General features: G+C 63.5%; 8 protein-coding genes and 1 pseudogene. All 9 read right to left on the bottom strand.

Features of this window, described 5'->3' with window-relative positions; genetic code table 11:
• Positions 1-189 (bottom strand): annotated as a pseudogene (locus tag ACXJKO_RS26855) (riboflavin synthase); the annotation flags it as partial.
• Positions 189-1307: a bifunctional diaminohydroxyphosphoribosylaminopyrimidine deaminase/5-amino-6-(5-phosphoribosylamino)uracil reductase RibD gene (gene ribD / locus ACXJKO_RS26850; protein WP_457094106.1), complete on the bottom strand. Its 1119-nt coding sequence runs from the start codon at positions 1305-1307 to the stop codon at positions 189-191. The gene ribD and the pseudogene ACXJKO_RS26855, both read right to left, overlap by 1 nt.
• Complete coding sequence (nrdR, locus tag ACXJKO_RS26845) at positions 1307-1810, bottom strand: transcriptional regulator NrdR (RefSeq protein WP_457094105.1); 504 nt, start codon at positions 1808-1810, stop codon at positions 1307-1309. Before nrdR ends, ribD begins: the two co-directional genes overlap by 1 nt.
• A 15-nt stretch (positions 1811-1825) precedes the next feature.
• Positions 1826-3130: a serine hydroxymethyltransferase gene (gene glyA, locus ACXJKO_RS26840; RefSeq protein ID WP_457094104.1), complete on the bottom strand. Its 1305-nt coding sequence runs from the start codon at positions 3128-3130 to the stop codon at positions 1826-1828.
• A gap of 173 nt (positions 3131-3303) precedes the next feature.
• Positions 3304-4563, bottom strand: coding sequence for a L,D-transpeptidase family protein (locus tag ACXJKO_RS26835; protein WP_457094103.1), 1260 nt, complete (start codon positions 4561-4563; stop codon positions 3304-3306).
• A 328-nt stretch (positions 4564-4891) separates the two neighbouring features.
• Positions 4892-5347 (bottom strand): hypothetical protein, encoded by a 456-nt coding sequence (locus tag ACXJKO_RS26830; protein WP_457094102.1) that lies wholly within the window; start codon positions 5345-5347, stop codon positions 4892-4894.
• Positions 5347-6399: an enoyl-CoA hydratase/isomerase family protein gene (locus ACXJKO_RS26825; protein WP_457094101.1), complete on the bottom strand. Its 1053-nt coding sequence runs from the start codon at positions 6397-6399 to the stop codon at positions 5347-5349. The genes ACXJKO_RS26830 and ACXJKO_RS26825 overlap by 1 nt, the downstream gene beginning before the upstream one ends.
• Before the next feature lie 105 nt (positions 6400-6504).
• The gene (gene glmS / locus ACXJKO_RS26820) at positions 6505-8331 is read right to left on the bottom strand and encodes a glutamine--fructose-6-phosphate transaminase (isomerizing) (RefSeq protein WP_457094100.1); all 1827 of its coding nucleotides are present in this window, start codon (positions 8329-8331) and stop codon (positions 6505-6507) included.
• A gap of 103 nt (positions 8332-8434) precedes the next feature.
• Positions 8435-9726, bottom strand: a 1292-nt coding sequence (gene glmU / locus ACXJKO_RS26815; RefSeq protein ID WP_457094099.1) for a bifunctional UDP-N-acetylglucosamine diphosphorylase/glucosamine-1-phosphate N-acetyltransferase GlmU, incomplete at its 5' end; no start/stop codon positions are given.

The raw sequence follows: 9726 nt of genomic DNA, 5'->3' as shown, positions 1-9726 counted from the left end.
GAACCAGCAGCCGCCCTCGCGCCCGCCTACCGCCACGACCGTGAGGCACGGCCCTCCGCAGGCGATGGAAGCGCCGAGAGCGATGGTCGCCGGGTCGTAGGCCGATTGAATGCGCAGGCGCTTCAGGGTGCCCTCTGCGCCTTCCGCCGATACGACCTCGCCGATATCGGTGACAATGCCGGTGAACATCAGGGCTTCTCCCAGAACATGAAAAGATCGGAGCCGACCTGCTCGTCGGCATAAAGGTTCAAAGCATCCATGCGGTCCTGCAGGGCAAGGCCGAGCGCCGGCACATTGCCCTGCCCGCGCGCGGATCTGCCCGTCACGAGGACGAACTCGTCGATCAGGTCTCCTTGAGCCAGCGCATCCGCTAGATCGGGACCGCCTTCGCAGAAGATGCGCGTCAGCCCGCGCGTGCCTAGCAGAGCCAGAGCCTCAGGCAGCGAGACACGCCCGGCAGCATCGGACGAAACCCGCAGAACCTCGACGCCCTGCGCCACGAGGGCTTTTTCAGCCTCGATGGGCGCCTCAATGGCCGTGACGATCCAGGTCGGGATATCCCTCGCTCCCGCCACGAGCCGAGCGGGAGGCGGCGTGCGCAGGCGAGAATCGATCACGATGCGGATGGGCGAACGGCTTTCCAGCCCCGGCAGGCGCACATCGAGCAAGGGGTCGTCCGCGAGCACCGTACCGATGCCGACCATGATGGCATCGGCATGGGTGCGCATCAGGTGGACTTTTCGATTGGTAATCTCGCCCGTGATCAGCAGGCGCGGTCCCTGCCGCGATCCGGCGAGACCTTCCGTGGTGCGGGCCAGCTTCACGGTGACGGCAGGCCGCCCTTTCGTGACGCGCGTGATGTGACCGCGATGGGCCCGGCGGGCGAGTGGCTCAAGGCAGCCCGTCACCACCTCGATCCCGGCAGCGCGCAAAAGGGCATGGCCGTGACCGGCGACGCGGGAATCCGGGTCTTCGATAGCGGAAACGACACGCGCGATACGGGCCTCGATCACGCCTTCCGCGCAAGGCGGCGTCTTCCCGTGATGGGAGCAAGGCTCCAGCGACACATAAAGAGTCGCGCCCATCGCCTTTTCACCGGCGGCGGCAAGCGCAACGCGCTCCGCATGCGGACGGCCGCCCGGCTGGGTGGCTCCCTGCGCGATGATGACGGGAGCATCGCCGCTCTCGTCCACAACGACCGATCCAACGGATGGGTTGGGCCAGGTGAGTCCCAGGTTCCGCTCACCCAGGGCAATCGCCAGACGCATGAAGCGCTCGTCCTGCGCGGTGCGGTCAGCGATGTCCATCACTCTGACTGCGCGGGCTTTTTCTTCGGACGAGGAGGCGCATCGTCCTCGGGTTCCTCRGCGAGCTTGCCCAGGATCTCCTCGAAGTCTCTCGCCTCGCGGAAGTTCTTGTAAACGGAGGCGAAGCGCACATAGGCSACRTCGTCGAGGCCTTTCAGGCCTTCCATGACGAGTTCGCCCACGGTCTCGCTCGGCACCTCGCCGTCGCCCATGCTCTCGAGCTGGCGCACGATGCCGTTGATCATGCGCTCCACGCGGTCAGGATCGACCGAGCGTTTGCGCAAGGCCACATCCACCGATTGCTGGAGCTTGTCCCTGTCGAAAGGTACGCGCCGACCCGACCGCTTCACCACCGTGAGTTCGCGCAATTGCACGCGCTCGAAGGTCGTGAACCGTCCGCCGCAATCCGGGCAGATGCGGCGGCGGCGGATGGACGAGGAATCGTCCGTGGGCCGGGAGTCCTTCACCTGGGTGTCGAGACTCCCGCAATAGGGACAGCGCATCGATGGGTCCGCAGTTTAAGCGTAGATCGGGAAGCGGCGGGTCAGCTCGTGGACGCGGGTCTTCACCGATTCCTCGACCGAGGCATTCGCCTCGTCGCCGTTCCTCGCCAGCCCGTCGAGGGTCTCGACGATCAGCTCGCCGACCTTCTTGAACTCGGCCACGCCGAAGCCGCGCGAGGTGGCGGCAGGCGTGCCGAGACGGACGCCTGAGGTAACCATCGGCTTCTCGGGATCGAASGGMACGCCGTTCTTGTTGCAGGTAATATGCGCGCGGCCCATGGCAGCCTCGGCGGCCTTGCCGGTGAGCTTCTTGGGGCGCAGGTCTACAAGCATCAGGTGGTTGTCCGTGCCGCCGGCGACGATGGCGTAGCCGTTGGCGAGCATGGTGTCGGCCAGCACCTTAGCATTCTCGACTACGGAGCGGGCATAGAGCTTGAACTCGGGGCGCAAAGCTTCGTTGAAGGCCACGGCCTTTGCGGCGATGACATGCATGAGCGGGCCGCCCTGGAGGCCGGGGAAGATCGCGGAATTGACCTTCTTGGCGATGTCCTCGTCATTGGTGAGGATCATGCCGCCGCGCGGGCCGCGCAGGGTCTTGTGGGTCGTGGTGGTGACCACGTGGGCATGGGGGAACGGCGACGGATGCGCGCCGCCCGCCACGAGGCCGGCGAAATGGGCGATATCAACCATGAAGAAGGCGCCGACCTCGTCCGCGATTTCGCGGAAGCGGGCGAAGTCCCAGAAGCGGGAATAAGCCGAGCCGCCGGCCACGATCACCTTCGGCTTGTGGGTGCGGGCGAGTTCCGCCACCTCGTCCATGTCGATGATCTGGTCGCTCTCGCGAACCTTGTAGCTCACCACGTTGAACCACTTGCCGGACATATTGACCGGGGAGCCGTGGGTCAGGTGGCCGCCACAGGCGAGGTCGAGGCCCATGAAGGTATCGCCCGGCTTCATGAGCGCCATGAACACGGCCTGGTTGGCCTGGGAGCCGGAATTGGGCTGGACGTTCGCGAATTTGCAGTCGAACAGGCGCTTGGCGCGGTCGATGGCGAGTTCCTCGGCGATGTCCACGAACTGGCAGCCTCCGTAGTAGCGGCGACCCGGATAGCCTTCCGCGTACTTATTGGTCATCACCGAGCCCTGGGCTTCCAGGACCGCGCGGGAGACGATGTTCTCGGAGGCGATCAGCTCGATCTCGTCGCGCTGGCGGCCGAGTTCGAGCCCGATGGCGCGGGCGATCTCGGGATCGCTGTCGGCAAGGCCCGCCGAGAAAAAGCTGTTGGACAGATGGCTACGTGCCGCTTCACTCGCGCTCATGATCAACCTCACCCTGCTCCGAGCCCGGTCGCAACCGGCCGCTCGCGATAAACTGGACAGGCCTTTATCACGGGCTCATGGAACCCGCCAACCCGGCTAGGACATGGCTACCTAGCTTTTGAAATGAAACAGCCCGCCAAGAGGCGGGCTGCTGGTAATTCTGACCTAGAACTTCAGTTCTGGAGGAACATTTCCTCATCCGGCTCGGTCGGGGTGCGGCTGGCGACCGGGATCGCGTTGCCGAGGCCATCCTTGTTGTAGATGTCGTCACGGAACTGCACGAGGCCGTCCGGGGTCGCCCAAGCGGTCATGTAGATCCAGTGGATCGGAACAGCCGTCGCGAGGCGGGCGTCGATGCGCTCGCCGGACTTGAACGTGGCGTCGATCTGCTCGCGGCTCCAGCCGGGCGTGTCCTTCAACAGCCACTCGATGTAGTCGCGCACGTTCTGGATGCGGATGCAGCCCGAGGAGACGAAGCGGAAATCGTCTCCGAAGATGCCCTTGGAGGGCGTGTCGTGCATGTATACGCCATGCTGGTTCGGGATGTTGATACGCACGAAGCCCATCGAGTTGAGGTCGCCGCCCGGATCCTGGCGGAAACGGTAACGGGTCGCCTCGTCCGAGAACCAGTTGACCTGGCTGGAGGGGATCTCCTGACCGGCACCATTGAAGATGCGGATCTTGTTCTCGGCCAGATAGTTCGGCTCCTTCTGCATCTTGGGGATGAGGTCCTTCTTCACCACGGAGGCGGGAGCCGTCCAGAACGGGTTGAAGTTGACCTCGACGATCTTCGAGTTCAGCAGCGGCGACTGACGGTCGCTCTTGCCGACACCGGCGGCGTGGCGGGTATGGACCATGCCACCCTCCACCGTCTCCACAAGAGCGGCGGGAATGTTGGCGACCGCGTAGCGATTGGGGAGCCCGGAGCCAACGAGGCTTCGCAGGCGGCTCACGTTGATCTCGAGCTGGCGGATGCGGATATCGACCGGCACGTTCATGGCGGCGACGGTCGGAGCCGTGATGGTACCGGTAGAGCTGATGCCGTGACGGGCCTGGAACCTGCGAACCGCCGACTCGACATAGGAATCATAGATCGGCGAATCGCCCGCGTTCTGGTCCAGATCGCCCGTGATGATCAGGCGCTGACGCAGGCCCGCCACGGCCGGGCTCTTGGAGCCGACGCGCAGGCCCTGGACGCCCTGAACCGCACCCCAACCGCCGCGGGCGGCGATGTTGCGGTAGTATTCGATCATCTGCTCGGTCGCGGCGAGAGACTCGGCCGAGAGCATCGGGGTCGAAGTGCGCTGCACACGGGTACGGGAGACAGCTTCGTAATTCTGCGACCACTCGGCCTGGTTCTGGGCCAGCGCGACAGTGGCCGGCGTAAACACAAGGGCAAGCGATCCTGTCAGGAGGGCACGGCGGGACAACATGAGCGCAGGCTCTTCTCGGTTAGAGTGGTTCGACGACGGAAACAGCGGATGGTGGTCCGGGACTGCCTCCGCTCCCAGCGGAAGGTGCCGGGATAGGATTAAGGAACGGTATCGAAAACGAAGAACATCGGGGCCGTTTTATGGCAAAATCTTCCTCGATGGCCTCCTCGCCCCAGGAAACCGCCTTGCCCCTGTATGTAACGTTGAAGTGTTGTTCTGAGGATACACTTCTGTGTGAGGTCCAGCGACCCTGCGCCGGCGGCAAGGCCCGATCCTCAAGCCAAATCTCCGCAAACCCCGCTAGTGCCTTGCTCGGATGCTGCTTTGGCTACTCTTCCTGCGCCGCCAGCCAGGACACGGCCAGATAGACGGCGATCAGGGTCAGGAAGAACGCAATGGTCAGGATTCCGCTGGAAACGATGACCGGAAAGAAGGCCGCCAGAATCAGGTGACTCATGACGGCCAGAAGCCACATGATCCCACCCCAGGTACTCGCCATCCACAATCCCACGGCCGCGATGAGGTCGATCAGCGCGAAATAGATGATGGTGGCCTGATAGCCCATGGAGCGCACCTCGAACTGGCCGACGGGCGTCCAGACGCCGAAGATCACGGCCCAGGCGCTCAGGCCCTTCATGATCCAGAGAATCGAGAGGATGCGCATGAACCAGGTCAGCAGGAAGGCCCAGCGCATGGAGGCCTGGGACGACGGGCGCTCCTCGATGCGGTCCGTCAGGTAATCCCTGGGGGCCTCATACGCGGGCTGGCTGGCGTTCTTTGCCATCAGGCACTCTCCAGGTCGTTCTCGCCAAGGCTGGCGAAATGGTGCTCAATCGTCTCGCGCCGCACCTCTTCCAGCGAAGCAGGCTGCCAGCGAGGCTGGTTGTCCTTGTCGATCAGGACGGCGCGGACGCCTTCGTAGAAATCCTGCCCATCCCCAATGCGAGAAACGATTCGAAACTCGGTCTGCATGGCTTCCTCGAAATCGAGGGAGGTGCCACGGCGGACCTGCTCGAAGGCGATGGTCATGCTCGTCGGCGACTTGGCGCGCATCCCAGCAGCCGTTTTGGCGGCGAACTCCGAGCCTTTAGCCGCAGCCTCGTCGAGACGCTGGAGCACCTCTGCCACGCTTCCCGCCGAGAAGCAGGTGTCGATGATGTCGCGGTGAGCAGCAAGCGGAGCCGGGCCGGGATCGGAGACCACTTTCGCCAGGGCAGCGTCAACCGGCGCGCCCGATATGAGGCTTTGCAGCAGCCCCTCCACACTCTCGCTGGCGACGGAATGAGTAGCAAGACCGAGCATCACTGCATCGGCGCGCTTCACCCGGTCTCCAGTCAGCGCAAGATACATACCGGTTTCACCCGGCAGGCGCGGCAGAGCGTAGGTCGCCCCCACATCAGGAAAGAAGCCGATGCCGACTTCTGGCATAGCGAACAGATAGCGGTCACCGGCCACGCGATGGGAGCCATGCAGGGAAACCCCGACGCCACCGCCCATGACGATGCCGTCGATGAGGGAGATGTAAGGCTTCGGATAGCGCTTAATACGGATGTTGAGCTGATATTCCTCGCGCCAGAAAGCCAGCGCTTCCTCGCGCTCGCCGGCCTTGAGAGCTTCCGTCAGCCGTCGGATGTCGCCGCCGGCACAGAACGCCTTATCGCCCGCGCCGCGTACGACGATCCGGGTGACGGAGGGATCGTCGGCCCAGGCGTCGAGCGCGCGGTGCATCTCACGGACCATGGTCAGGGTCAGGGCATTGAGGGCGCGCGGACGGTCGAGCGTGATCAGGCCCGCTTCGCCGTGCTTCTCGCAAATGACTTCCGGGCTCTCGTCCATCGCAAACTCCCATCCTTACGGCGGATTAAACAAGGCCAAGCGCCAGCGTCAATGTATCAATGTGACGGCGATGCGAAGCGAGCCGCCTCAACACGATAGGATTGCTCACTCCACCGTGACGGATTTCGCCAGATTGCGCGGCTGATCCACGTCCTTACCCATGAAGACAGCCGTGTGGTAGGCGAGCAGCTGGATCGGCACCGCGTGCACGATGGGCGCGACGATGGGGTGYACGCTCGGCATCACGAGGGTCGCCATGGTGTCGAGGCCGGTTTCCAGCGCGCCCTTTTCATCCGTGATCAGGATGATCCGGCCGCCCCGCGCGGCGACTTCCTGCATGTTCGAGACGGTCTTCTCAAAGATGTTGTCATAGGGCGCGATGACGATGACCGGCATGGTCTCGTCGATCAGCGCGATGGGACCGTGCTTCAGCTCGCCCGCCGCATAACCTTCCGCGTGGATGTAGGAAATTTCCTTGAGCTTCAGCGCGCCTTCCATGGCGAGCGGATAGGAGGTTCCACGACCGAGATAGAGCACGTCCTTCGCCTTCGAGAGCTCGCGCGCCAGCACCTCGATCTGCGCCTCGCGCTTCATCGCTTCCGCCATCTGGCTCGGAATGGCGATCAGCGCATCGATCAATTCCTTCTCATCCTCGACGCTCAACGTTCCGCGTGCGCGGCCCGCGGCGATGGCGAGAGATAGAAGAACGGTGAGCTGACAGGTGAAGGCCTTAGTGGACGCGACGCCGATTTCGACGCCGGCCAATGTCTGGGCAACCACATTGCTTTCGCGCGCCATGGTGGAGGTCGGCACGTTGACGACGGACATCGTGTGCTGCTGCTCGGCGCTCGCATAACGCAGCGATGCGAGCGTGTCCGCCGTCTCGCCAGATTGCGACACGAACAGCGCGAGGCTTCCCGGTTCGAGCGGCGCTTCGCGGTAACGGAATTCCGATGCCACATCGATCTCGACCGGAATGCGCGCGAGTTTCTCGAACCAGTATTTCGAGACAAGCCCCGCGAGATAGGCCGTGCCGCAGGCGGAAATCGACAGCCGCTTCAGACCCTTGAAGTCGAATGGCAGCGTGAAAGGCAGCTCCACGCGCTCGGCAGTGAAATTCACGTAATGGGCAAGCGTGCGACCGACGACTTCCGGCTGCTCGTGAATTTCCTTCGCCATGAAGTGGCGGTAATTACCCTTGTCGGCCATGAAGGAACCGGCGGGAATTTTATGGCGTGGCCTCGTCACCATCGCGCCGGAGGCATTGTGGATGTCGATGCCCTTGCGGCGCAGGATCGCCCAGTCGCCCTCTTCGAGATAGGCGATCTCGTCGGTGAATGGCGCTAGCGCCAGCGCATCTGAACCCAGATACATCTCGCCGTGGCCATAGCCGATGGCGAGCGGCGCGCCGTGACGAGCGCCGATCAGGAGATCGTCCTCGCCGGAAAACAGGAAACCGAGAGCAAATGCGCCGCGCAGGCGCGGAAGGCTCACGGCCACGGCCTCGACGGGCGGACGGCCCTGGCGCATCTCGTAGGTGACGAGTTGAGCCACCACTTCCGTATCCGTTTCGGTCTCGAAGCGGACGCCCTTGGCTTCAAGGCCAGCCTTCAGCTCGCGGAAATTCTCGATGATACCGTTATGGACGACCGCCAGCTTGTCCGTGGCATGAGGATGGGCGTTGGTCTCGTTCGGCTTGCCGTGGGTGGCCCAGCGGGTGTGGCCGATGCCGATGGTCCCTGAGAGCGGTGATTGCGACAGCTTCTCTTCGAGGTTACGCAGCTTCCCCTCGGCCCTGCGGCGGTCGAGATTACCGTCCTCAAGGGTTGCGACACCAGCGGAATCGTACCCCCGGTACTCGAGCCGCTTCAGCGCCTCGACGATCTGAGGCGCAACCGGCGTGTTTCCGACGATACCAACAATCCCGCACATGCCGTGAGGCCTCCATTACGAGCCATGCCAAGCTTAACGCTCCCATATAGGCGGAGGTGGCTCGGCTGGAATCAACTTGCGTGACAAATTATGACACGCGGCCTCATTTTCCCTTGGTAGCCTTAGCCTTGGCGCGAAATTCGGTGGCCCAGCCTTCCTTGGTGACTTGGCGTCCGCGCCCAATCGCCAGCGCATCGTCCGGGATGTTCTCGGTGACGACCGATCCCGACCCCACGAAAGCACCCCGCCCGATGGTGATGGGGGCGACGAGCGAGGAGTTGGAACCGATGAACGCGCCCTCCCCGATCTCCGTACGGTACTTGCCGAAGCCGTCGTAATTGCAGGTAATGGTGCCCGCGCCGATATTGACCTCGGCTCCGATGGTGGCATCGCCGAGGTAGGTCAGGTGGCTGACCTTCGCGCCGGCGCCCAGATCCGTGTTCTTGATCTCGACGAAGTTGCCGACTTTCGCCTTGGGTCCGATGGCAGCACCCGGACGAAGACGCGCGAACGGTCCGATACCGGCACCCGATGCAACATGAGTTCCTTCGAGATGGCTGAAGCTATGAATCACCGCGCCCGCCTCGACCGTGACACCGGGTCCGAAGACCACGTTCGGCTCCACGATCACATCCTGACCGAGTTTCGTATCATGGCTGAAGAACACAGTTTCAGGCGCAACGAGCGTTACGCCGGAAGCCATGGCGGCCTCGCGCAGACGCTCCTGAATCATCCGCTCGGCGGCAGCAAGCTGCGCACGGTCGTTCACACCGTGGATCTCTTCCTCGGGCACGATTGCGACGGCCGTCTCCAACCCGAGGCTGCGTGCGATCTCGACGATATCGGTCAGATAGAATTCACCCTTGGCATTCTTGTTGTCGACCTTGTCGAGAAGGGTGAGGGCAACGTCACCCCGTATCGCCATGAGTCCGCCGTTGCAGAGGGAAATCTTCCGCTCCTCCTCGCTGGCGTCACGATGTTCGCGGATCGCGAGAAGCGTCTCGCCCGACGTGATCAGGCGGCCATAGCCCGTCGGATCCTTGGCCTCGAAGGCCATCACGACCACGGCAGCGCCCTTGGCCAACGGCGCCCTCAAGGTGGCGAAGGTCGAGGGCTTTACGAGGGGTGTGTCGGCATAGGCGATGAGGACATCATCTGGTTTCGTCGCCAGCGTTTCACGCGCGCTCAAGACAGCATGCGCCGTTCCGAGGCGCTCGCGCTGAACGAAGGTCCGAGCGTCGGGCAGGCTCTTGCGAACCTCCTTTTCCGAATCCTCTCGGTCGGGACCGATGACCACGGCAACCTGCGTGGCTCCGGCTTCCGTCACGACAGCGAGGACATGGCCGAGCAGCGAGCGGTTGGCGACCTGATGGAGCACCTTGGGCTTATCCGACT

This window comes from Microvirga sp. P5_D2 (assembly GCF_054049475.1).
This window is presented reverse-complemented; position numbering and strand designations above follow the sequence as displayed.